At 68.2% G+C, this 588-nt stretch carries 2 protein-coding genes; both read left to right on the top strand.

The features are described from left to right. Window positions 1-178: DUF885 family protein (locus A7X12_RS25250; protein ID WP_157105653.1), on the top strand; the 178-nt coding region annotated here is incomplete at its 5' end. A 38-nt stretch (window positions 179-216) separates the two neighbouring features. Then, a partial coding sequence (locus tag A7X12_RS26025; protein ID WP_198162091.1) for an Nramp family divalent metal transporter occupies window positions 217-588 on the top strand: 372 nt, incomplete at its 3' end.

Genomic DNA, 588 nt, shown 5'->3' with positions numbered 1-588 from the left:
CCAGGCCTGTGCCTACAAGCTCGGCCACATCGCCTGGACGCGGGCGCGCGCCAACGCCCAGAAGATCGCCGGCGACACGTTCGATCTCCAGCAGTTCCATGAAGTTATCCGGTTGGGCGCGATGCCGCTCACCATGTTCGAACGGCTGGTGGAGGAACGCGCCCGCCGCGTTGCCTGATCTGGCGGGAAAAGGTGCGGGGCGATAGAAGCGCGGCGATGTTCAACCTGCCCCGCACCGCCACCGCACCCTTTTGTCCCTCTGAAATTCGCGGCTCGGTAAGCGTGCCCGCGGGCCTTTCGCCTCTCGCCAAGCTGCTCCGCTACATGGGGCCGGGGCTCCTGGTCTCCGTCGGCTATATCGACCCCGGCAACTGGGCGACCGATATCGAGGCGGGCTCGCGCTACGGCTATGGCCTGCTGTTCGTCATCCTGGCCTCCAGCGCGGCGGCGATGGTGCTGCAGTCGCTGTGCGCGCGGCTGGGCATCGCCACCGGGCGCGACCTCGCCCGGCTGGTGCGCGACCGCTATTCGCCGGGGGTCGCGAGATTCCTCTGGGTGTTCGCCGAGCTCGCGATCATCGCCACCGAC

Origin of the sequence: Sphingomonas sp. TDK1, from assembly GCF_001650735.1 — a bacterium.
In the GTDB taxonomy this organism is placed as follows: domain Bacteria; phylum Pseudomonadota; class Alphaproteobacteria; order Sphingomonadales; family Sphingomonadaceae; genus Sphingomonas.
The sequence above is the reverse complement of the archived record's forward strand: the minus strand, read 5'-3'. Positions and strand labels throughout refer to the sequence as shown.